Consider the following 23,456-nt stretch of genomic DNA (forward strand, 5'->3'; position numbering starts at 1 on the left):
TTTCGACAAACATCTTCTTTTCTACAGTATTTATGAGACAAGGCGGGTACATAACCAATTTCATTATAGCACAATTATAGAAAGTCGCCCGCGCCTCGGCGAGGCGCCTACCCCAATTTTTCGGTAATTGACATCCTCCCGACGTTGCGCTTACGCGACATGACGAACGCGGGATTCCTAAACCTCGCAGCTCAGGACTTTCTGCTTCATAGCACCTGATGAGGAGGCCAAACCTCTTTCTGGTCTAAAGGCGCGCTCCACAGACTGAAACTGCTAGCCCAGCAGCCTAATTCTATTTATGATAGCATACCCTTGTAAGAACCGCTCTTATTGATTGGTTTTCCCATCCCTCCGCTCCCCTTCGGGAGAGCGCGGGTCAAGGGCCAACGTTGAGATAAATAGAACCGATGCGAAATTAACAGTCAAATAAATTCCCATCCACAAATCCTCAATTTATCTTGCTTTTGACTTACTTACTAGTGCAGGATGGCAGAAATAACTAACCAGTTACAAAATCCTAAAAGCCTTACCAATCAACACTTTTGGGTTTTGAATTTTTATTTTTGACTTTTGACTTGCGCGTAGCGACACTAGAAGAATTCTAATGAGTGGTCAGCCTAATGGTTTGCACGATAGATTGGAAGATAGAGTGAGTGGGTAAATTCAGATGACTTCTTTTGAGGACATTTATCAATTTTTTCAAAGTCCCCCTCCGGTCTATCTAAACAAAGAATTAGCAGTGTGCTATATCCTATCTGTGTTGTTACAGAGAGACTCTTACGGAACTGAGCTTATTGGTCAATTAGAAAGAGACTACCTTATTTATCGACTTTCTGACACAGTGTTATACGGCGCTCTGAAATTTCTTGAGGATCAAGGCACAATTATTGGCTATTGGAAAAAAGTAGAAGGAAGAGGACGTCCACGGAGAATGTATCAAGTTATCCCTCAATGGCGTTCTCAAGCTACAGATTTAGCGCGACTATGGTACGAATATACTAATAATGGTCATGTTCGGCCCCAAATTCAACCATCAACTCTGTAAATAGACTAGGCAGGTGAGGACAATTTTGATGCTGATTATGGCCAATACTCCCATTGAGAATATTTTTGTGCCAATTTTTCAGCTATAAAATCTAAATAGAAGTATAAACCCTAGCTGATATTTGTCACAAAGCAGCTAGTCTTTTTTTTGTTGTAAACTTATGTAAAAGAGAACACATAAAAAAACCATTCAAATTTAAAATTGTATGAATAATACAGCTTTAGTATCGTCATTTGTACTGACGCTTCTATCTAGCATTGGTCTAGTTTTTTTTATCAAAGCATCAGTAAAAAATAGGACTAAGAACCTAAAACTGATAGCTGATCGGGAAGCTGATTCACTTTTACAGCAGCTAAAAGAATATTTTAGCTATCGGGCCTACCGAATTGTTAGTGCTAATGCAGCTGAGAATCAACTAATATTTGAAGGAGTAGTTCGACCGAGTTTGTTTTTGGCATTTTTCTTGACCCTGTTAGCTGCAATAGGTTGTTTATGTTTTGGTTTGGCTTTATCAATGTTAGTTCCTGAATATGGCCAATACTATCTATGGCTAGTGCTACCATCTCCTTTAGCAGGTATTTTTTATTGGCAAAAGTCTAAACGACCAGAACAAGTTTCTCTAAAGTTAGAAGGAATATTGACTGAGGATTCTGGGGTCAAAAGTTTAATTTCTGTCACAGCTCATAGGGACGAATTAACAGCTTTACAAACAGCTATAAACTTGAAACCATACCAATAATCAAACTTTAAGTATAAATAGTGATTAAGATAAATTATTTTGATAAGCTACCAATAGTATTGCCATAGGATTTCGGTTGTGGTCAAGGTTGTCGCAATTCATTTGGTCAACCGATCGAGTGATTGGTAGTATAGATCGTCAAAAAGGCTCATTGTGGGCATAGTTTGAACAAAGGTCAATCAAATCTGTTGATTTAACCTATTTAAGAATCAGCAAAGCAATAATTTCCCGCTAAAACCAAAAGTTATAACGGGAGAGATTCAAAAAAAAACTTAGGATTTAAGTCCATTGGCAGATGGAAGCTTTAAATCCTAGTTAATTGAGCACATAAGGCTATCAAATCTGTAACTAAAGACTACTAAATTATAATTAGGTGGGAGTACGAGTTCAGTATTACCCACTCACCTACTAAATATTTCAGTAGAAGTTGATATTTGTAGGCGGTCATCAAAAATCAAGGACATTCTTATTTGCCCGTAAAAAACATTAAATTAATGATGTCCTTACACTTTAATTATATTTGGAGTAGAACTAAATATTTGCTTTTTGTCAGGTGTCTTAGCTTCAGTCAAAACCTTTAAACTAGGAAACAAGAAGTGATTTTCTTCAACGTACTGAGCTCCAAATAAACCTTTTTCAGCCCAAAAGTATCGATCCGTAGTATGCTCATTCCTTCTAACTAGAAGTACAGCAGGGGGAACAATACCTTGGGCATGAATAAATTTACGGGCTGCAGTGACTGGTTTATCTTCGCCACTTTCAATACTATACTGAGCCACTTGCTCAAGAATCCTGCGTCCTTCTTGTCTACGACGACTTTTGCGCTTACGTCTTCTAGCCAATTTCCTTACCTCCTGTGTTAGCCGATGGGTGTAGTTATGGCTACCAAATTTGATAAGATTATATAAATTTTAGTTGAAAAACTCAAGTGTTTTTAATATTTTGATACAAAATATACACTTTGATGAAGATACCTTATAAGATTCTGAGATATTTAGAGTCCCAAAAAAGTCCATATCTAGTGGAAAGTCCCACAAATAGCTCCAATGCTAATGCCAACCAGTACAGAATTTATTAGACTTTGCAGATCGCAAATAGCCCTTGTATCTAGTTGGGGTGCATGTTTAAGTATAGTTTACTTGACAGAAAAATTAGTAGAAGGAGGTGAAGCTAAACTAATTCCCATTATTGCATACCCAGAAAAATTTGAGGATGGGGAAGCAACTTCAGTCTTAAAAACAACCTCAGAAATACAAGTATTAGGGGATCTTCCGAAACTATCAGCAACAACCTTAACTACAGGGACAAATACTTGGCTCTTAGAAGCAAGCACTGGCACAACAGAGTCATGCCCTAAATGGCCAGAAAGTAATCCTTGGCAACAACGTCAAATTGTTTTACCTTTAATCCATGATGGAGTAGTAATAGGATTACTGGTAACAGTAAGAGAAGGTAGGCCATGGAATCAACGGGAAAAAACTCAAATTCAACAAGTAGCCCATACTATTGCCATAGCTTGTATATTAGATCAACGTTCTCAATGGTTAAAGGAACAATTTCAGCAACAGCAAAAGCTACAAGCCCAGCAGTATGATATAATACACGACATATTGCATCAGTTGAAAAGTCCATTAACTGCACTACGAACTTTTGGTAAGTTATTATTGAAAAGATTGTTGCCAGAAGATAGAAGCTGGAATATTGCTAATAGTATTTTACGGGAAGGCGATCGCCTCAGAGAGTTAATAGAACAAATTGATGAAACTGTTGAGGTTGGGGAAGAAATTTTGAGTATTTCTGGGGAAAGCGAGTATCCTCAAACTACCACTGAAAATGACAATGTAATAGATTATTATACGGAAGCTAATAGAGAATTCAAATCATTACCACTTTTGCCAGAGTCTAATTTCTTAGAGTCAGTTTCAGTACAAGATGTTTTGGGACCTTTATTAATTTCTGCAAAAGCAATTGCCGATGAACGTCATATAGATTTAGAAGTTGATTTTCCTGAGAATTTACCTATAGTAAAAGCTAATAATAAAGCTTTGCGAGAAGTTTTAAGTAATATTATTGATAATGCTTTGAAGTATACTCCAGCAGAGGGAAATATTTATATTAAGTTGACTACTTCAGCTCCACAAAAAGATGATGATAAATCAGTCAAAAATGAAATAGAAGGAATGCTAGGAATAGCTATTAGCGATACAGGTTATGGTATTCCAGCAGAAGATTTAGAACATTTATTTGAACGAAACTATCGGGGTGAAAAAGCTAAAACGGACATTCCAGGCACAGGATTAGGATTAGCGATCGCTCTTGATTTAATACATATAATGAAAGGCAAAATTAAAGTATATTCTCCCGTAGTTCCTCAGTGGTTGTCCCATGATTTACAACAGCAAGATGCCATAATTAATAGTGGCACTACAGTGGTTTTATGGTTACAAGTACTAAATTAAGAGTGGTATTTTCAGCTATATATAGTAATTTTACTGTTGATTTCAATTGGAGATTAAACATTACCTATTTATTGTTATCTTCACAATGAATAAAATAGGGCTATTGTAATAACCCAGTTGCATTTGAGGAAAAAAGTTTTATTATGGAAGAGTACAGACACACTCTGAACTTTTACAAGGGGAATTAAAAACCTTTGTAAGTGAGTTTAGCTTTCCTACAATCCACTCCTTAGTCGGAGCGTAGGAAATATCTAGGGAGTTAGTACATCAGGAGCATCTAAAAGTTTAACCTCTTGCTTGATTCTTCAGCCAGAATTTTACCTTGATTAGGTGGGGAAGGAAAATTTATGCTGTTGAAATATACGGGGATATAATTATCCCAAAAACTGGCAAGAGGTTTTTTTTTATTTTTCTGTTTTGTATGAAATATATTTCATACTTACTAATTTCATAGATTTTTATAAAAATGAATAATTTACAAGAAGTATATCCGGAAGCTGTAATTTGTATCGTAGATAATAATGATAGTAACCTCACATTATTATCTAGCTTATTGAAAGACAATAACTATGAGTTTATAGTAGCTAATAATAGAGAAAAAGTTTTAAATACATTACAAAATATATCGGTAGACCTAATATTAATAAATTTATCATTGGAAAAAGAGAAATGGCAGATTTGTCAATCTTTGCAAAGCTCAAAATTAACAAAAAATATTCCTATAATTTTTATGGGAAACACACACAATGAAATAAATCAAATTCAAAAATTAAATATTGAGAATTTCGATAATATTAAGATTCCCATACAAGCAGATGACTTTTTAACAAAAATTAAGTTGCATTTGCAAATATTTTCATTAAAAAAACAACTCCAATCTCAAAATCAAATCTTACAAGAAGAAATACTCTTAAGAGAAAATGTAGAAAATGAAGTGAAAAAGCATAAATCAACTCTAGAAAATCTCATAGAAAACTTGCCAGGAATGGTTTACCAAAGTAATCATGACTGCCATTTAGTGATGAATTTGGTCAGCGATAGTTGTTATAGTTTGACTGGCTATCAATCTCAATATTTTACTCAAAATCAAATTTCCTATAATCAATTAATTCACCTTGAAGATCGAAAATTAATTTGTAGACAAAGACAAAAAGCTCTAGTAAAACATCAACCATTTCAGTTAGTTTATCGGATAATTACAGCAAATCAAGAACTAAAGTGGGTTTGGGAACAAGGCAAAGGAATTTATTGTTGTGATGGCAAAATCTTAGCAATTAAAGGTTTAATCATAGATATTACAGCTCAAAAACAAGTAGAAGCAGAACTAACTAAGCAAAATTTGGCTTTACAAAAAACTGAAACAGCTTTAATTATTGTTAATCAGAAACTCCAAAAACTTGCCAAATTAGATGGTTTAACAGGTATTGCAAATCGTCGTGACTTTGATGAATTTTTAGAAAAAGAATGGCGTAGACTTAGCACAACAAAATCACCTTTGTCTTTGATTTTATGTGATGTAGATTATTTTAAAAATTACAATGATTATTATGGTCATTTAGCAGGAGATGATTGTTTAAGAAAGATTGCTCAAACTATTAGTAAAAATGTTAAAGATTCAGCAGATTTGGTAGCTCGTTATGGAGGAGAAGAATTTGGGATAATTTTACCGGATACATCTGCTAAAAAGGTAAAAAAAGTAGCAGAATTAATTCGTACAGCTATTCATCAACTACACATCGATCATTGTGCTTCTGACATCAGGAAATACATTACAGTAAGTATAGGAATAGCAAGTATTATTCCCACTCAACTAGATTCTTCAGAATCTTTAATAGCTAAAGCGGATAAAGCACTTTATCAAGCGAAAGAACAAGGTCGCGATCGCATAGTTTTTTTTGATAACAATGATTATAAATATACTCAAACTTATCTGAAAAATAATAATTTGGTAGTCCTGCATAGTAATGGTAGGTGGAGACAAGCAACACTTAGAAAGAGAGTAAGATGCTCCCACTAATTAGGGTTTTGCGCTCAAAAGTCTTTTAGTAGGAGTAGGAGACAGGAGACAGGAGACAACCCACCCCTAACCCCTCCCAACCCACCCCTAACCCCTCCCAGGAGGGGAAGACAGGAGAAATGGGAATTTAGAGGAGGTAGTCGGAAAAATTGTCCCTTAATTTTTCTGTCATAATCATCCCAAAATACTAGCATGCATGAGCTTTTTCCACCGAAAAGCTGGTACTTTTTTCAAAAAAAACGCTCAAGTCAATAGCAGTCAATACTTTGAGAATTAATCAGCAAACCCTAATTAGAAAGGGAGCAAGATCCTCCCACTGGTTATACCATTACAATGCACCACTACCTCCTTATCAATGTTGAAGAAAAGGGAGATGGGGAGGTAGGGAGTAGTCAGATGGTAATCAAATATAGCATTATTATTCAGAAATGGTTATTATATAGCGCTATTAAGCGGACATGATATTATTGGTGCGATCGATATCATTCTCTCAATCATCTTCTTTTCTGACAACACCAGATTTTTCCAACTTCGGTCCTTTCTTCTTCCTTCTACTATAGAACCCATTTGGTATCTTTTGAGGAAAACGTATATAGTTAAGTATCGATAGAACTCCGTTCCTAAGAGCGATCGCCAATTATCATAAACAACAGTTGGGTAAATGCCATATTCAAGCAGTTTGACAGACAAAGAATGGGTTCTTATTGAACCATCCCATACCAAAAAAGAAGAAAACTTGTCCGACAAAATGGAGTAAAAGACAAATATTGGATGGTGTCCTCTACCAACTCAAGAATGGTTGTAATTGGTGTGATTTACCTAAGGACTTACCTCCTTATTCCACAGTGTTTTGGCAGCTACATTCAGTGGCGAACAGAAGGGGTAACCCTTGAAGATTAGAGATGTTTTGCATGGTCAAGTGCGCCAACAAGTAAAAAAAAAGCCAAATGGACAACTTTAATGATCATTGATTCACAGGCAGTGAAAAATACTTGTAATGCAAGTTTAGACTCAATCATGATTTTGTTTTTACAAATCAACGAATGGAATTAAGCGACATAAGCGCGGTAGATAGTCTCGGTTTTCCTTTTTTTACTTATTGCAGCAAAGCCAATATATCTGACGATCAGGGATTAATAGAAATGTTGTCAGACAATATTGATTACTTCAAATCCAAACCTGTTAACATTCCCAAAGTAACGATTCTACTTGATAATGGATATCATCCTCAAAAATTGATCGAGGAGTTAAAGAAAATCTATCCCGCAATTATGACTAAGATTAGATTTAAACTCTCACCAAAACCCTCGAAAGCAGAGAAAGAGAATCTTGGAAAAACAGGATTTGTGCCAGTAAAAGCAAGGTGGGTCATAGAAAGAACTAATTCCTGGATGGAAAGATGTAAAAGCTTGGCCAAAAACTTTGAAAGAACTCTAGAAAATGCCACGGCCAAGGTCAATCTTTGTTTTGTACGGCTCATGCTTAAGAGATTAGCGATCGCCTAAATTTTTAGAGATACTATCCGGGGTTCTATAGAACCCCGGATAGTATCTTCATAAATATCAAGTTTTTTTAGCTAGGAGACAGGAGACAGGAGACAGGAGACAGGAGGGAAGATGTGGGGAGAGATCATACAAAAAATTCAATACTCCTTCATATGATTTTTCCTCAAAATTGATGCGCGAAAAGACTTGACTACCATAATTATATAGATATCAAATGGGTTCTATAAGTTGTAGACCAGCAAGTTGACAAAATTATTTTCATATTATATCCGTTTAATAGCGTCCAGGAAAATTAGGAGTATTCAAGATGACAGAAATCAATTCTATGTATGACTATATTGTGATTGGTGCAGGTTCTGCTGGGAGCATAGTGGCCTCAAAGCTTGCTGCTTCTGACTCAAATGTAAGTATTCTCCTCATCGAAGCTGGGGGAACTCCACCAAATCCCATCGAGATGTTTACTCCAAGTTATTGGTTTGAAGTCTTACAAAAATATCCCGAGATTGATTGGGGTTATAAGTCACAACCGCAACCAAATTTAAATAATCGTGTCATCAAGCTAGCTCAAGCAAAAGTTCTAGGTGGGTCTGCATTACATAATGCCACAGTCTATGTTAGAGGAGGTCAGTCTGACTTTAATGCTTGGGGTGAGGTAGCACCGGGTTGGTCATGGAATGATGTACTACCATACTTTGAAAGTGTAGAGAAAACCATGGAAGTTTTGGTGGGTCAGACAGATGATTTTATTAACGATTTATTTGCTGCTGCTAAAGAGTATGGCTTACCTGAAAACCCCAATTACAATACCAGCGAGAGTCAATATGGATACGCTTCATTTCAGTTCAACAATATTACATTAGATTCCCTACTTTGCCGTGAAACCAGTTACACGACTTTTTTACCAGAGAGATATAAAAATGTAACTTTAGTAACCCGAGCCATTGTAACCCGAATTCTATTCAAGGGTACTCAAGCAGTTGGTGTTGAATATGTTCAGGGTAAAAATAAATATTCTGTAGATGTGGAAAATGAGATTGTCCTGAGTGCTGGTGCAATTGCAACTCCCAAAATCTTGATGCTTTCAGGTATTGGTGATGAAGCTGAGTTAGGAAAATTTGATATTGACGTAGTTGTCAATGGGAAAGAAGTAGGCAAGAATTTGCATGACGACCTTTTTGTTAGCGCTGGATTTTCTATTCCCGAGAACAAAACTGTTCCAATATATCCCTATAGTCTTGAGAGATGGTAGTGAGCAGAATCTTATCAGAAACCGAAGTATAAAGCACTAAGAGGATGTTTAAAAAATCTCTTGTGTTCCTAATAATGAAAAATCTAAATATCTTATTGAATGGCTGAAATTTAGATTTTCCATTTAAGTTGAACCCAGTTCAAATCCTAAGATTATACTTGCGGAGACTTTTGACATACTCCCGACGTTGCGCATAGCGCGACAACGCGGGATTCTTCAGTCATGAAAAAATGACAGCTGTTTTGACAGAGGTGATGTCCTCCCCCTGTATTAACCTTGATGATAACATGCATACCTCCTAGCTTGTCAAGGGTATAGGAAGGTTTTATTTGTGGAGGTATCCGACTATTGGCCCAGGCTTGACCATACGACCCTCCCCTTCGGGAGAGCGCGGGACTTCCCGCCAGGGAAGTTAAATCCCTGAATCTTGGAATAGTCCTGAACCTTAGAGATGAACATTGTTCGGACATCCCCGTAACAATCAGACGTGTCAGTGTCAAAGTTATACACCAAACTTATAGCATTCTTGGTTCTACTTATGGCACCCCAAAGTTTGCTGATCGGGGTTTGATCAGCATATAACTGCAAATTGACAAAGTTGTCATATTTGCCTGAGAGTGTACCTTCAAAAGTGCGGTCGGGAAAACATTTTGTGTTGCCTACTAATGAGGTACCAAAAACTTTTTCGCCATCTTGAGTCATCGAAATCTCAATAGTACCGTTATATTGGGTAGCATTAAGGCTCGTCCAAGTTCCTAACCACTCGCCCGTTAGAGATACTGGGTCTTGTGTTCCAGCTTCTGCCGGGTTAACATTAGCGGAAAATAGAACTATAGAAGCAATCAATACCATCACGGTACGTATAACTTTTTCTCTAGCTCTTGACTCCTTTGCCAAAAACCCCTACCGCGTGCAAAGATACCACTCAGGAGTTCTATAGAAAATATACTTCCTGTTTTTTCTTCTGAAAAGCTTTATCTGTAAGCTTTTTAAGGTTTAATAATTGGTAAAAAAACATTTTCATAAATTAAACTTATAAAATATTGTCAAATATATTTGGAATTTAAACTCAATTTTCCCAAAAAAGTTGAAATGAGCTATTTAGGGGGAAAAATGGGGATAATTTGAGTGCAAACGGACTTTCCTTGGCCATTCATTAAAAGTATTGATATATAAGAGATATAGGGTGGTTGCTTGTGAAGAAATTTTCGTGTATTTTTGAAGTAAGTAATTCGCTCTGCGTAGGTGCTGATTAAAATGAAAAAGAGGATTAGTGAGTGGAAGTGCGTTCGCGCTAGCGTAACGTAGTTTTATCGCGCAGCGGAACGGAGTTCTATCGCGCAAACGTAACGTACTTCTATCAATTTGGATATATTTTTTGACTACATCAATTTTACGCAGGCAAAGATACCAAATGGCTTCTATAGCGAGGACGCCATTCGGAGCTTTGCGGAGCGCAAATACCATTCGCCCCTACAGATGGTGGTCTCAAAGTCAATTTGCGTAATTCCTGTTAGTATTACTATAGAACCCATTTGAGATCTATATAATTATGGTAGTCAAGTCTTTTCGCGCATCAATTCTGAGGAAAAATCATCTGAAGGAGTGTTGAATTTTTTGTATTATCTCTCCCCACATCTTCCCTCTTCCCTCTTACCTCTTCCCTTTTCCCTCTTACCGAGAAATTGTGGGTATGTGCCTCCCCTTTTAAGGGGAAAAAAGAAAAAATTTTTCATGATTAGTCAATCCTCTTCTTTTCAAGGAGAGGTAATTCTAAATTCTTAATTCTAAATTCTTAATTCTAAATTCTTAATTCTTGAACTCCTGTCTCCTGTCTCCTGACTCCTAGCTAAAAAAAACTTGATATTTATGAAGATCCCAAATGGGTTCTACAACTTCCAAATTAAAATCCGACCTCCTTCACCGCCACTAACTAAAGTTTGACCATCTGGAGTAAATTGCACTGGATGGTAACCACAAAGACTATCTAATAATTTTCCAGTGTGCAAATTCCACAATTTAACCGTACCATCTAGACTTGCACTAGCAAGAATTTGACTATCGGGACTAATAGCAACAGACAAAACTGCACGAGAATGACCTCTGAATATATTCAGTAGTTCACCTGTGCGAACATCCCAGAGTCTGATAGTTTGATCTGCACCACCACTAGCGATCGCTTGAGCATCTGAAGTAAAAGCAACTGAATATACTCCTCCAGAATGTCCCCTCAAAGTTTTCAGACTCGCACAAGTACTTGCTTGCCAAATTTTGATGGAACTGTCAGCACTACTACTAGCAAAAATTTGATTTTGAGGATAAGTTTTTGCCGTACCAGTATGATTAACTTTGGCATAAGTGACACAGAAAACTTTATCTAAATGTTCGTGTAATCTGCAAAGTAATTCTCCATTACGTTGATTCCAAAGTTTAATTGTATGGTCAGCACTGCCACTTATTACAGTGTCATTATCTGGACTAATAGCTACTGACAAAATAGCACCACCCCGATGACTATAAGGAGAACCTGAATAGCTATAAAATCTGTCTGCAATTGTTTTTTTCTGTAAATTCCAAGCTAATATTGTTCTATCATCTCCACCACTGAAAATTCTTCTGCCATCAGCAGTAATAGCTATTGCATATACTTCGGCAGTGTGACCTAAAAATTTATGCAAAAGTTGTCCTGTTTTGAGGTTCCATAGTCTAATTATTTTGTCATCGCTGCCAGTTATTAAAGTAAAACCATGGGGACCGATAGCTACTGTGTTTACAGAAGCGTTATGCTCTTGGATAATTTGTACGCTTTTCCATAACTGAGAGAGTTTTAAATAGTTTCTAATTTTTGTTTTTGTTGAAGATAAATTTGCTTTTTTATTTTCAAATTCTATGACATTATTCAGTGGTTTTGATTGATAGTTAATATGTCGATTTTCTGATAATGTTTGAGTGCTTTGATAGTGGCTTTCGGTATCGTTATGAAATATTTTTTCCCGCTTATATTCAGTTAATTCTGCTAAATCTTGTCTATTTTTCCATGCTTCTACTTCTGCTTGTACAATAATACTGATATGAGGCACTTTATCCGGCACTTCTTTAGTAGTTTGTATTTCTTCTAAAGATTTTTTTTCTGCTCGATCAACCTGAGTTGTTTGGTTAATATTCAGAGTTGATGTTTGGGAAATTTCTGTTAGTAACTCTGTAGCTGATTGATATCTTTCTTTTACTAGGTCTTTAACTAATTTATCTAAGACTTTTTCTAGATGATAACTAATTTTTCTGCCTTGTTGAACTAGATGCGATCGCCAGATTAATTCTCCACTAAATGGATCAAATAGTTGGTTAGGTGCTATTTGAGTTAGCAAATGAATACAAGTCATACCTAAACTGTAGAGGTCACTAGCTGGATATGCTTTACCTCCACGTATTTGTTCTATTGGAGCATATCCTACTGTACCAGTCATAGTACCCATTTCACTAGCAAAATCCTGACTATTTAGTTTGGCAACGCCAAAATCTATTAAGACTAATTTATGTTTTCTTTTTTCTGGTGATTGTGAAGTCTTAAATCGTAATATGTTTTCTGGTTTTATATCTCTATGAATTACTTGTTCTTCATGAATAAACTTTAATAATGGTAATAATTCTAATAATATTTCCCAGATTTTATTCTCGCTAAATACACCTTGTTCTTCTAATTCTTGGAGAAGAGTTTTCCCGGCGATAAATTGTTCTACCAAATAAAGATTTTCTTGATCTTCAAAGTAAGCATATAAAGTGGGGATTTGAGGATTATCTCCTAATTTTAATAGTTGCTCTGCTTCTCTTTTAAATAATTCTGATGCTTTCTCGGTAGACATTAAGTTGTGATTTTGTAGAAAAAATTGTTTGACTACGCAAGGTGTATTAAATCTATCTAAATCCACTGCTAAAAAAGTCCTGCCAAAGCTGCCATTGCCAATAGGTTTAATTACTTGATAATGTCCTCGCAGTAACAATTTTGAACCGCAAGCTTGGCAAAATTCTAAATCGTTGGGATTTTGAGGTTGTTGGCAATGTAAGTTGAGGCAATAACTCATAGAAAAAAATTAGTAAATTTAATACTTAATAGGAATTTGTACTGCTTCTTCCTCAGATTTGTTATATATTTTGTAAGCATTTCCTGCGGATGCTGCGCAAACAGCGGTCAGCATTCAGCTATCAGCTATTAATTCATTACCTTTATAGTAGGAATTAGTATTGAGAGATTTCAGGATAATTTAAAGTATTGGAAAAAAAACTAACCTTGACCTTCGCAGTGTATATTCATTATTTATGAAACAGCTAAAAGCTGACTGCTAGCTAGTTGAATGCTTAATATATTTTTTTTATTTTATAAAAATCTCATAGATACTATAGTATCTATAATTTACTCAAATTCTCATAAAAACGAGTAAATTAAATAAAATTTTAATGATTATTAGTTGAGTTAGTATTGACTATAACCAAATAGGTATGGTATAGAATTTGTTAAGAACTTAATTGAGTTTAATTATGGAAAATAGTGGTTGGCTTGATTTACTGAGCGGTGGTTTAGCAGTAGCAATTTTAATTGGGGGATTAATATTATTATTCAAAGGTATTTCTTCAATGCCAAAATAAAAACTTTATTCTAGGATATTCATCACTCTAGGATATTGATCAGAAATTTTATACAAAATAGGGAGTAGGGAGTAGGGAGTAGGGGGAAATAATTGATGTATCTATTGCGATAATTGATTTGATTTTTTATTAATTGGAGATGTCTTATAGTCATCTCAATTTAAGTTATTAAGTTATAAAGTCAGGAAGAAGGCTTAACGAAGTCAGAAGTCAGAAGTTAACCCACCCCTCGCCCCTCCCCCTCCCAGGAGGGGAAGTAGGGGATTTGAGCAACTCTCCAAAAATATTTGGCCTTAAAAGGCGGGGTTGCGTGACCCATATTATTTTGATAAATTGACAATTTCCTGTTTGTTTGTGGAAATTATTTTGTCATCTACATTCTACAGGTTTAATGAGAAAAGTAAATAATATTTGTCACAGGAAACACCAAGAAATTGAAGTAACCATTGATTTTCTTTATTTGGTAGTCCTGCATGGTAATGGTGAGGATATATATTTTTTAATTTTTCCCACACTCCCCATCTCCCCACATTCCCCTCCACCGGAGGGGTGCGCGGGTGGGTCCCCATCTCCCCACACTTCCTTTACCATTACTATGCACCACCACCCTTTATTTATTTGGTAGTCCTTAGTGCTGCTAGCGTAATGAGTAGATGGGGATGAATAGTGCTGCTTCATGGGAGCAAGATACGAGCAAGGGAGCAAGATGCTCCCACTACTTTTAATATAAAATCCGGTTGAATATTTATCTTATGTTTGGGGGTGGGAAGTGTGGGGAGAAGGGGAGGTCGAGAGATTGAAGGCGAGAAAGTGTGGATAGAATTATAAACATATACTGTATAACCGGATTCTATATAAGAGGAAATATTTTTCCTACTGTTCCTATTCCCTGGTATAAAAATGTTTTTTCGGTTGTCCTGCTCGCTAACGTGTGAAGATATATATTTTTTAATTTCTTCCCACACTCCCCACACCTCCCACACTTCCCACACCCCCCACACCCCCCACACTCCCTCTACCATTACTATGCACCACCACCGTTTTTCACACTATTCCCTATTCCCTGCTATAAAATAGAAAAAAACTTAAGTAAATTCAAAAATAATGAGTGGGCCAACCCCCGACGGATTTTATGAATTAACCTCCGAGTCTGACAACTTTCAGCTAACTCCAGAATTACTTGTCAATTTGCCTGGTGGGTTACTTGGTTTAAGTGGCAATGACTCAATTATTGGAGCTATAGATGCAGAAATTATTAATGGTAATCAAGACAATGATACGATCGACGGAAATCAAGGAAACGATACAATATTTGGTGGCAAAAATTTAGACTTAATTTTCGGTGGCGATAATGATGATTTCCTGAGTGGAAATTTAGGAAATGATGAAATTCATGGCGATGCAGGAAACGATATATTAAGAGGAGGAAAAGAAAGTGATTTTCTAATTGGTGGTACGGGAAATGATACTTTGTATGGAGATTTAGGAATAAATACTTTGACTGGAGGAACAGGTGCAGATATTTTTGTGCTTTCAGAAGAAGCAGATGTAATTACAGATTTTGAAGTAGGCGATCGCTTTGGTTTAACTTCGGGTTTAACAGTTAATGATTTAATAATAGAAGCTGCTATGAATGGGGGTAATGATACTTCAATTAAAATTAGGCAGTCGGAAAAAATTATAGGTAGAGTTTTAGGTATTTTACCTACTGAATTAGACAGCAATAGCTTTTTTTCTCTCGATATAGAATCTAATGAAAACCGCAACAGCAGCTTTATAGAAACTCAAACATTATTATCAGAAAATATCCGTATTTCTCTAGACTCATTACCCATACCTTTTGCTACTGATAGTGCTTCTAATCCTGCTGATATTATTCCTGTTCCCGATAATCCAGTTTTGCAAGTTCCCGATGGATTTACTGTTAATGTATTTGCTGAAAATTTAGAAAGACCTCGTTGGTTAGAAGTTACTCCTACAGGAGATGTATTAGTAACAGAAACACCACTTAATCAAATACGTTTATTACGCGATACAGATGGGGATGGTACTGTCGATTTTTCTCAAGTTTTTGCCGATGCAGAAAATGGATTAAATCAACCTTTTGGCATGGCATTTACCGAAGATTATTTCTATGTAGGAAACACAGACTCAGTAGTACGATATCCTTACAATATTGGGGATTTAGAAATTAATAGTACTGGTGAAAAAATAGCAGATTTACCAACAGGAGGTCATTGGACTAGAAACTTAGCAATTTCTCCCAATAATCAACTTTTTGTTTCTATTGGTTCTCTCTCTAATGTATCTGTAGAACCATTACCCAGAGCATCAGTTCAAGTAATGAATTTAGATGGTTCTAATCAACAAACTTTTGCTTTTGGTTTAAGAAATCCTGTGGGTTTAGATTTTCATCCAATTACAAATCAACTTTTTACCACTGTCAATGAACGGGATGGGTTAGGAGATGATTTAGTTCCTGATTATTTAACAGGATTAGAATCAGGAGAATTTTATGGTTGGCCTTATGCTTATTTCTCACCTAATTTGGAAGACCCTAGAAGAGCAGGAGAAAATCCGAATTTAGTAGCTGAAACTAAAACGCCTGATGTATTATTTCAAGCTCATTCTGCTCCTTTAGGACTGCAATTTTATGATGGTGAAACTTTCCCAGAAGAATATCAAAATGGAGCATTTGTAGCATTTAGAGGTAGTTGGAATCGTCAGGAACCCACAGGTTATAAATTAGTTTTTGTACCCTTTGATGGAAATGGAAATACTACTGGAGAATATCGAGATTTTTTGACAGGTTTTCTGGATGTTTTGGAGGAAACTACTTGGGGTCGTCCGACTGGTTTAGAGGTTTTGCCAGATGGGAGTTTGTTGTTTACTGAAGAGGTGAATAATCGAATTTATCGGATTCAAAGGTCGTAGGTGTTAGGTGTTAAAATTCTCAAATCCTTGATCAATTAAGTCTTTAAAAGCTGTGCCAATCTCAGTATTAAACGCTCCTGGTAGTTGAATCAATCGTTGACAATTACGGCTGACAATAAGAACGATTTTAATATAGCTTTAACGACATATTTAGACCATAAAAGACTACTATCAAACTCAATCGAATGTCAATAGAAAATCATAACTAACAACACAAAGTAGGTGGTGGTATCAGACCCAGGTTCAACAATGAATAATGAATAATGAATAATGAATAATGAATAATTACCTCTTCTTTTCAAGGAGAGGATTGACAAATTCATGAAAATTTTTCTTCACAGGAGTCGATTGGATATGGCGAGGAGACCTCGCCATCCCATCCTAACGGACTGCTCCGCAAACGACCGCTTATTATCCCCTCAAAAGGGGAGGCGCATACCCACAATTTTTCGGTAAACGCATCTTAAGTTTTGCCCGAAATATGGTACAATTACAGCAATTTTAAGGTAATTTAACCACAAAGTGCGTTCATTAGCAGAACTTTAATGGGAATGAAAATAGTTACAGAACTTACACACAACCACTATATATAGTAGGGGCAAACGGCCGTTCCCCCCTACAGATTTTGTATAATTTGATATTTTGCGTAAGTCCTGAGTTATATAAATGCAATTGAACATTACTACAGTCACAAAATAAGGAATAGGGAAGAGGAAAAAAATATGACAACTGATAACTGATAACTGAAATGACAACAACAAAACTAACAGAAAAATTTGAACAAGCATTAGTATATGCTCACCAATTACATTCTCAACAGTTACGCAAGGACGGAAGTACACCCTATATTGCTCATTTGTTGAGCGTAACAGCTTTAGTATTGGAAAATGGAGGGAACGAAGATGAAGCGATCGCTGCTTTATTACATGATGCGGTGGAAGATAGGGGAGGTATGGCAACTCGTCAACGTATCCTGGAATTATTTGGTGAAACAGTGGTGAATATTATTGATGGTTGTACGGAGTCGGAGACTATTCCTAAACCACCTTGGGAGGAGCGAAAGTTACGTTATATTGAGCAAATTCGTCATGGTTCTCAATCTGTAAAGCGTATTTCTCTTGCTGATAAACTACATAATGGGAGAGACTTATTAGCTGCATTACGTCAGGAGGGGGAAATAGTTTGGAAGCGCTTTCGTGGGGGTAAAGAAAAAACTCTTTGGTTTTATCATTCTTTGCTTTCTTGTTATGAAGATGATAATTATTTGAAGCAAGAATTTATGAGAGTTATTGCTGAATTAGAAAAATTTTAAATTGAATAAGTAAGAAGTAAGAAGGAAGAAGTAAGAAGTAAGAAGGAAGAAGTAAGAAGGAAGAAGTAAGAAGGAAGAAGTAAGAAGGAAGAAGTAAGAAGGAAGAAGGAAGAAGTAAGAAGGAAGAAGGAAGAAGGAAAAATCTTATACTAATTTGAAAAAAGAATGCTAAAAAAAGGTAGATATTGCTCGAATATGCTTAAAAATAGCGACTAAAGTTCATTTGAGATAGTTATCTCTATCTTTTTTCCCTTTTTTTCAATATTTACCCCTTCTTCCTTCTTCCCTCTTCCTTCTTTCGTAGGGACGCCCTTATGCAACGTCCCTACCATTTGTAACAAACATTTATCACGCTTGGTATTACGTTGTCTTAATTTTAAGCTTTTGATTTGTCCTAACCTTTCCTTCGACTGCTATAGTTCTACTTTTCCAGAATTTTTAGGTGCGTTGCAATGTACCCTACAAAACAAAGCTACCTATGATAATTAGCTAATTCTTGTTCTGCTTCTAAAATCAACTTTTCTCGAATTGAAATAGGAGCAATAACTTCCCCCTTTGGCCGCCAATCTCTCAACCGCATTAAGACATTAATATCTCCATTTCTTATCCATCCATAATAATAAGCATCTTGAGGAGAACGCGCCTTAATAATATTCAATAGCTGTTGTTTTTCTTGGGGATTTTTTATTTTTTTTGCACTAACTTTGATAAATTTTGATATTTGATATCAAATCCGTTTAATTCGGTATAAAAAAATGTTCCATCTTCAACCATTACCAAATATCTCCCTAACTCCCCATCTCCCCTACTCACCATCTAATTACACCGATGCTACCGGATTTGATATGATTGGCTGAAATGTAGGATGTCGTACCGTATCATCCACATACCAACGGGCAAACTTAGATTCAAATCTCATTATTAACAAATCTCGAGGCAAATACAAATTAAATCCCCAAGCTTTTTCTAGTTCTTGTTCCACATATTCTATCGTTGGTAATTTTCCTTTTTCCCATAATTTACAGCGCTTTTCAAATTGATGAACCACATCTTCACAAGCAAAATCCTGTAGGGGCGATTTCCTACGGAATGCTCCGCAAACGCGAATCGCCCCTACTGTGGTCTACCCAAATGAAAACCACTGTAGACAATTTTTTAGGTATCTGAGAATTACCCCATTTTAAAATAGTTAATTGTTCGGATACTATTCTGTCTAAACGATAATTATGCCAGCCAAATTTACCAAAAGGGTCTGTGCCAAAAGCTGTTAAATATTTAGCCCGACGTGCATAATGTAAACAAACTGGATAAACTATTATTTCAACTTGTTTTTCAGAAGAAGCTATCCAATATTGAAACTTAATTACCCCACCCAATGATTGATGCCATAAATCCTCAATTTGTTGCTGATAATTATCAACTTGGTCTTGATTTTCATCTGATAAAATGTAATCTAAATGTATAAAAATTCGGCGTTGTGGTTGATTATTATAATTTGGTATTGATTGTTGTTGAGTTATTTTTTCCCACACAGATTCGACTACTAATTCCAAATTAGGTTGTACGAAAGAAACTGACTCTAAAATCTTTAATAATTGCCAAGTTTGAGAAGAGGATAATTCTGAAATATCCCATCTTTCTGTTTCAACGACCGGAGGTTGAGGCCAGTCGTTTTGCTGTAGACAGTAATATTTTCCAGCTTCAGATTTTTTTTAGCCATCCTAACTTAGCTAAATACTTTAAATCATCTCTAATTGTACGATGTACTGTAGCAAAAGGACGTTGTTGTATTTTGATAACTTCCCCACCCATTTTATCTGTAATTTTCTGCTCCCATTCTTTAATTGATAGGGGAATAATTGCAGTTTCAACTAATTCTTTTACTGACTTTTTACAAATACAATTTTTGTCTGGACATTCTGTTTTTATTTGTTCTACAGTTAAGCGATCGCTCAATGGATGTTGTGGCGAAAAAAAATATTCACGGAAGTCTATACAAGTAAAATATTTTGGTAATTCTGCTGGTAAATTATTTGGTTTTCCATAAAAATATTTTAATAAAACCCACACTCTAATTGAGCGATTAAATCTATCTCCTAATCGCCCTAATGCTAACCAATCTAATATTTCTGGAGTGGGAGAATAGCTAAATTCAGAGAGCATGATCGGAAAGAAGAAGGAAGAGGGAAGAAGGAAGAAGGAAGAAGGAAGAAATTTACGTTAGAAGAAGGAAGAAGGAAGGAGGAAGAAATTTGCGTTGTCTGAGTTTTAACTTTTGACTTTTGAATTTCATAAATTACTGTAGCATCAAAGTTTTGAGCTGATAACTTACTGTTGAGTCACAAATTACTAATTTTACCATAGTACAAACATTTTGTAAATGATTTTGTACACACTTTACAATAGCTTCATATATTCTAGAGCTTTTATCTCTCAGTGGTTATGCCTAAGTCCTGTAATTAGTCATAGAATATATTTTAGTCTCAACCCTTATTTAATAAAGGTTTTGAGGTGTTACCCTGTGAGAATGTTTTCAAAGGAGGGCAAATACCACTTGCCCCTACAGATAGTGGTTTAACAGTCAATTTGCGTAATTCCTGATTACTTTTACTTAGAGTACAGGACTTACGCACAGACACTAAATAAAGTGATGACGAATACTATTCGCTACTACATATGGCGTTTTAAAGGTTAATTTGCGTAAGTCCTGGAGTATTTAGAGTGAAATTTACAGTGAAGTTTTTAAAGATTCAGTGAAGTCTCGGAAAAAGGGTTGCAACACCTAGCTGGAACTCTTAAGATTAATACATATCAGATATCAGATATCAGCCATCCAAGTTCATTCATCCAAGTTCGTTCCGGAGTTTCTAATGAAAAATCAAACCCAAACAACTGCTTCTATTATTTTGGAAATAATTCAAGTAGGAGCAGCGCTTATCACTTTATCTACTTTCACTTTATCTTTAACCCTTCTACTTACTCCTATAGCTATATTTTGTATAGCTTACAAGTACAGGATTTTTGAATTAATTCAGTAGAAGCTGATCGTGTAAATTTTAAAAATTCTAGAATAGGAAAATTGCTATCAATCTTCCTATTTCTTAAGTAAAATCACACTTAGCTACTTGAACCATACTTAATACTAACTCCCTGGCATTTTTTCCTATTAGAAGCGTTTCATATTCAACTATTGAAGCGTTTATAGCTGCATGAGAATTTTTTTATATTTCTTACTTTTACTAAGTTCGAGTTACAGTAACAGAATCTTACTTTTGCTCGCAGCTTACTATTAGTTACAATTAGATATCCATGATTTATGTAACTCTTAGAGGACTTACGCACGAGCTACTAAAAAGTAGTTGTTGAGATTGCTTCCCTGTCGGTCGCAATGACAGAAATAAGTTCTACTAGGTAAGTCCTATCTTACTTTAAAAAATGCGCCACCTTTGTCCTTAGTGCCATCCAAGTACAAGTAGCAGCAGCGCTTATCACTTTAATGTCTTTATTATATGCTACTTACTTGGTTTATTTTTAAAGATTCAGTAAAATTTTATAGAGTTTATGAAGAATTGGTAAAGATAGAATATAAAGATTCAGTAAAAATTTTATAGAGTTTATGAAGAATCGGTAAAGTTCGGATAACTTTGGAGCTAATACTCCTAATCTACCATAGATAGACTATAAAAAAAGTCAACCTAATGTAGAGAAGTTCTATACAACCTCCCTACATTATTATCACATATCTACTTAACAGACAACATCTGAGCTAATTCTGGATGACGACCAAATAAACCAGTCATTACCCGTAAAGACAAAGACTTAAAAATCGGAACTATTCCCATACCCCACAAACCTAAACGACGAACCGCTACTATAGGCAACACACTAGCAGAAAACATTCTATCCAGAAAATCAGTAACCCCTAAAATTACGAAATTCTCCTTCCTCCGCCAACTTTCATAACGCTTCAATACCCCAATATCTCCAATATCCTCACCTTGCTGATGAGCAAACTTAATCACCTCAGCGATCGCTCCTACATCCCGAATACCCATATTCAAACCTTGACCACCTACAGGATGACAACAATGAGCAGCATCCCCAATTAAAGCTAGACGGTGTTCAACATAACGATCGCTCTGCATCAACTGTACCGGAAAAACATAGCGATCGCTCAACAACTCCAACTTACCCAACTTTCCAGCAGTACGATACTCCAACTTAGCCAAAAATTCCTGTTTATCCAACTCCTGCAACGCCTTCGCCTCAGCATGAGGAGCAGTCCAAACCACCTGACAGCGATTTCCCGGCAAGGGCAAAACCCCCATCGGGCCACTCGGCCAAAATCTCTCAAAAGCAATATTATTGTGAGACCTTTCAGTTTTAATCGTCATTGCCACACAAGACTGCCAATACTTCCAACCATGAGTACCAATATTAGCAGCTTCACGAATAGGAGACCTCGCCCCATCTGCTCCTACCACCAACCGAGAGCGGACAGTCAAACTGTCATTTTCACCAGACAAACTATCTGTATCCTTCTGCTTTAGCTCAACCTCCACAAAATCCGATTTATAATCTACCCGCAAAACTTCCGCTGGACATAACCAAGTAAGTTGCTCACAGTCTGTCAAAAATTCCTGCATTGCCGTCAACATCACCTGATGTTCTCCCACATAACCCAATCCCTCCTTTAAAGTTGGCCTTTTACCAGTAATAGCCAAATCATCAGGATAAAATTGGACAGTACGGGGATAATTACCATCAGAAAGACTAATTTGCTGATATGTAGTAATTTTAGGCAAAATTTGTTGCCAAACTCCGATGCCATCTAATATTCTGCCAGATGTTAAGGAGAGATTATAAGCAAGTTTTCTAGCTGCAACTACAGACTTAGGTTGACTTTCAATCAATGCCACTTTTAAGCCAGAATTTTTCAAAGCACAAGCAAGAGCGGTGCCAGCGATACCCCCACCGACGATAACTAAATCGTAATCTAATTTTGGTTTAACAGTTGTTTCAGATAGAGAATTTTGGGAAAGTTGCTCCATTACCATATTTATCAAAAATAATCAAGTGCCTAGTAATTTATACTCTCCCTATATTGTGGCGCAACTTTTCGGAAAAATCTGACTGATTTTTGACTGAAGAGAGAATTTTAAGAAGGAGTCAGGAGACAGAATTAAAGTGCTATAGTACTAAACTATTATGGAATCCGTCAAAATATTGATTTAAAATGAAATGAGCCGAAATATTCGCCTCTTTCCCTCCTATTCTCAAAGAGAAAATCAGACTACAAACCATTGTCTCCTGATTCTCAAAATGCTTTATGAAGAAAATCCTAAATTTTTATCGGAAGTTTTGAGTAAACTATGAGGTGAAGGTTTATCTGGAAAAGTTGGAGTCAAATTCACTCAACAAGTAAGAAGAAAACAAAGTACTCCTGATGGAGAAATTACTCAAGAACCTTTCTCTATTTTTGTAAGTATTCAGCCGTCAGCTATTAGCTATCAGCTATTAATTTTGTAGAAGATAAAAACAACCTTTGAAATTGA

17 protein-coding genes and 1 pseudogene are annotated in these 23,456 nt (G+C 35.9%); 9 read left to right on the top strand and 9 right to left on the bottom strand.

Going from position 1 to position 23,456, the window contains the following annotated elements:
• Positions 1-667 precede the first annotated feature (667 nt).
• Positions 668-1,045 carry a PadR family transcriptional regulator gene (locus F6K23_RS23660; RefSeq protein ID WP_293160360.1) on the top strand — a complete coding sequence of 126 codons (378 nt, stop codon included), beginning with the start codon at positions 668-670 and terminating at the stop codon, positions 1,043-1,045.
• A gap of 205 nt (positions 1,046-1,250) precedes the next feature.
• Positions 1,251-1,784 (top strand): cofactor assembly of complex C subunit B, encoded by a 534-nt coding sequence (locus F6K23_RS23665; RefSeq protein WP_293160362.1) that lies wholly within the window; start codon positions 1,251-1,253, stop codon positions 1,782-1,784.
• Between the two features lie 503 nt (positions 1,785-2,287).
• On the opposite strand, the gene F6K23_RS23670 is transcribed toward F6K23_RS23665, so the two are convergent.
• Entirely contained in the window at positions 2,288-2,626 is a 339-nt protein-coding gene (locus F6K23_RS23670; RefSeq protein WP_124146716.1) for a DUF3155 domain-containing protein, read from the bottom strand.
• A gap of 210 nt (positions 2,627-2,836) precedes the next feature.
• On the opposite strand from F6K23_RS23670, the gene F6K23_RS23675 reads away from it, so the two are divergent.
• A complete protein-coding gene (locus tag F6K23_RS23675) occupies positions 2,837-4,243 on the top strand; it encodes a GAF domain-containing sensor histidine kinase (RefSeq protein ID WP_293160364.1) in 1,407 nt (468 codons plus the stop codon).
• A 466-nt stretch (positions 4,244-4,709) separates the two neighbouring features.
• On the top strand, positions 4,710-6,260 hold the full coding sequence (locus F6K23_RS23680; protein WP_293160366.1) for a diguanylate cyclase domain-containing protein: 1,551 nt from the start codon (positions 4,710-4,712) through the stop codon (positions 6,258-6,260).
• A 435-nt stretch (positions 6,261-6,695) separates the two neighbouring features.
• On the opposite strand, the gene F6K23_RS23685 is transcribed toward F6K23_RS23680, so the two are convergent.
• Positions 6,696-6,950: a hypothetical protein gene (locus F6K23_RS23685; RefSeq protein ID WP_293160368.1), complete on the bottom strand. Its 255-nt coding sequence runs from the start codon at positions 6,948-6,950 to the stop codon at positions 6,696-6,698.
• Between the two features lie 14 nt (positions 6,951-6,964).
• Between F6K23_RS23685 and F6K23_RS42070 the strand changes: the two genes are divergently transcribed.
• The 3 genes from F6K23_RS42070 (at position 6,965) to F6K23_RS23695 (ending at position 9,014) form a co-directional block, all read left to right on the top strand.
• Entirely contained in the window at positions 6,965-7,153 is a 189-nt protein-coding gene (locus F6K23_RS42070) for a transposase (RefSeq protein WP_367267799.1), read from the top strand.
• Positions 7,154-7,303: 150 nt separating this feature from the next.
• Entirely contained in the window at positions 7,304-7,765 is a 462-nt protein-coding gene (locus F6K23_RS23690; protein WP_293160370.1) for a transposase, read from the top strand.
• A gap of 307 nt (positions 7,766-8,072) precedes the next feature.
• Positions 8,073-9,014 carry a GMC family oxidoreductase gene (locus tag F6K23_RS23695; protein ID WP_293160372.1) on the top strand — a complete coding sequence of 314 codons (942 nt, stop codon included), beginning with the start codon at positions 8,073-8,075 and terminating at the stop codon, positions 9,012-9,014.
• A gap of 345 nt (positions 9,015-9,359) precedes the next feature.
• Here F6K23_RS23695 and F6K23_RS23700 read toward each other — a convergent pair whose 3' ends face one another.
• The 3 genes from F6K23_RS23700 to F6K23_RS23710 all read right to left on the bottom strand — a co-directional run bounded on the left by F6K23_RS23700 (position 9,360) and on the right by F6K23_RS23710 (position 14,333).
• Positions 9,360-9,911 (bottom strand): hypothetical protein, encoded by a 552-nt coding sequence (locus tag F6K23_RS23700; RefSeq protein ID WP_293160374.1) that lies wholly within the window; start codon positions 9,909-9,911, stop codon positions 9,360-9,362.
• Between the two features lie 992 nt (positions 9,912-10,903).
• The gene (locus F6K23_RS23705) at positions 10,904-13,093 is read right to left on the bottom strand and encodes a serine/threonine-protein kinase (RefSeq protein WP_293160376.1); all 2,190 of its coding nucleotides are present in this window, start codon (positions 13,091-13,093) and stop codon (positions 10,904-10,906) included.
• Positions 13,094-14,111: 1,018 nt separating this feature from the next.
• Positions 14,112-14,333: a hypothetical protein gene (locus tag F6K23_RS23710; protein WP_293160378.1), complete on the bottom strand. Its 222-nt coding sequence runs from the start codon at positions 14,331-14,333 to the stop codon at positions 14,112-14,114.
• A gap of 426 nt (positions 14,334-14,759) precedes the next feature.
• Here F6K23_RS23710 and F6K23_RS42075 point away from each other — a divergent pair, with 426 nt between their 5' ends.
• Together F6K23_RS42075 and F6K23_RS23725 are read left to right on the top strand one after the other, a co-directional pair.
• Positions 14,760-16,589, top strand: a complete 1,830-nt coding sequence (locus tag F6K23_RS42075) for a PQQ-dependent sugar dehydrogenase (protein ID WP_367267800.1) — start codon at positions 14,760-14,762, stop codon at positions 16,587-16,589.
• A gap of 748 nt (positions 16,590-17,337) precedes the next feature.
• Positions 17,338-17,901 carry an HD domain-containing protein gene (locus tag F6K23_RS23725; protein ID WP_293160380.1) on the top strand — a complete coding sequence of 188 codons (564 nt, stop codon included), beginning with the start codon at positions 17,338-17,340 and terminating at the stop codon, positions 17,899-17,901.
• Positions 17,902-18,373: 472 nt separating this feature from the next.
• Here the strand turns inward: F6K23_RS23725 and F6K23_RS42080 are convergent.
• From F6K23_RS42080 to F6K23_RS23755, 4 genes and pseudogenes are all read right to left on the bottom strand, one after another.
• Positions 18,374-18,949: pseudogene (locus F6K23_RS42080) on the bottom strand (TIGR03985 family CRISPR-associated protein).
• A gap of 34 nt (positions 18,950-18,983) precedes the next feature.
• Positions 18,984-19,454 (bottom strand): TIGR03985 family CRISPR-associated protein, encoded by a 471-nt coding sequence (locus F6K23_RS23745; protein WP_293160388.1) that lies wholly within the window; start codon positions 19,452-19,454, stop codon positions 18,984-18,986.
• Positions 19,455-19,602: 148 nt separating this feature from the next.
• Entirely contained in the window at positions 19,603-20,064 is a 462-nt protein-coding gene (locus F6K23_RS23750) for a hypothetical protein (RefSeq protein WP_293160390.1), read from the bottom strand.
• A 1,580-nt stretch (positions 20,065-21,644) separates the two neighbouring features.
• Entirely contained in the window at positions 21,645-22,958 is a 1,314-nt protein-coding gene (locus tag F6K23_RS23755; protein ID WP_293160392.1) for an FAD-dependent hydroxylase, read from the bottom strand.
• Between the last annotated feature and the right edge of the window lie 498 nt (positions 22,959-23,456).

Origin of the sequence: Okeania sp. SIO2C9 (genome assembly GCF_010672455.1) — a bacterium.
Classification (GTDB): domain Bacteria; phylum Cyanobacteriota; class Cyanobacteriia; order Cyanobacteriales; family Microcoleaceae; genus Okeania.

Bases quoted from the DNA above. Each gene is read 5' to 3' on its own strand.
- F6K23_RS23680 (WP_293160366.1), top strand. From the start codon at position 4,710: ATGAATAATTTACAAGAAGTATATCCGGAAGCTGTAATTTGTATCGTA.
- F6K23_RS23665 (WP_293160362.1), top strand. From the start codon at position 1,251: ATGAATAATACAGCTTTAGTATCGTCATTTGTACTGACGCTTCTATCT.
- F6K23_RS23660 (WP_293160360.1), top strand. From the start codon at position 668: ATGACTTCTTTTGAGGACATTTATCAATTTTTTCAAAGTCCCCCTCCG.
- F6K23_RS23750 (WP_293160390.1), bottom strand. From the start codon at position 20,064: ATGCTCTCTGAATTTAGCTATTCTCCCACTCCAGAAATATTAGATTGG.
- F6K23_RS23725 (WP_293160380.1), top strand. From the start codon at position 17,338: ATGACAACAACAAAACTAACAGAAAAATTTGAACAAGCATTAGTATAT.
- F6K23_RS23675 (WP_293160364.1), top strand. From the start codon at position 2,837: ATGCCAACCAGTACAGAATTTATTAGACTTTGCAGATCGCAAATAGCC.
- F6K23_RS23690 (WP_293160370.1), top strand. From the start codon at position 7,304: ATGGAATTAAGCGACATAAGCGCGGTAGATAGTCTCGGTTTTCCTTTT.
- F6K23_RS23695 (WP_293160372.1), top strand. From the start codon at position 8,073: ATGACAGAAATCAATTCTATGTATGACTATATTGTGATTGGTGCAGGT.
- F6K23_RS23705 (WP_293160376.1), bottom strand. From the start codon at position 13,093: ATGAGTTATTGCCTCAACTTACATTGCCAACAACCTCAAAATCCCAAC.
- F6K23_RS23755 (WP_293160392.1), bottom strand. From the start codon at position 22,958: ATGGTAATGGAGCAACTTTCCCAAAATTCTCTATCTGAAACAACTGTT.
- F6K23_RS23710 (WP_293160378.1), bottom strand. From the start codon at position 14,333: ATGAAGCAGCACTATTCATCCCCATCTACTCATTACGCTAGCAGCACT.
- F6K23_RS42075 (WP_367267800.1), top strand. From the start codon at position 14,760: ATGAGTGGGCCAACCCCCGACGGATTTTATGAATTAACCTCCGAGTCT.